Annotated in this window: 1 pseudogene; it reads left to right on the plus strand. The window is 60.8% G+C overall.

The window, feature by feature from the left end:
• Positions 1-11 precede the first annotated feature (11 nt).
• Positions 12-255, plus strand: a pseudogene (locus tag KW839_RS27405) (phospholipase); the annotation flags it as partial.

A 255-nucleotide genomic window follows, 5' to 3' on the forward strand; every position in this document is an offset into this window, starting at 1 on the left:
TGGGTTGGGAAATGCCCTTCAATCTGGCGGGAGTGGGCGGCGAAGCCAACCTGCCCGGCAAAGGCTCGATTCGTATCGCCGATCGAGCGCTGCAGCGCTCCACCGAAGCGCAATACACCGAAGACCGCGAGTGGTTTGCCCGCTGTGCGGTCACAGGCAGCAAAGCGCCGCAACAGGTCGCGAACGGCCTGCCAGCATTCGTCAGTCGTGGTTTCAGTTGGGAAGAAAGGGCTGAAATTTCCCACTGGGTGAAGT

It is taken from the genome of Pseudomonas sp. PDM31 (genome assembly GCF_019218965.1).
GTDB lineage: Bacteria > Pseudomonadota > Gammaproteobacteria > Pseudomonadales > Pseudomonadaceae > Aquipseudomonas.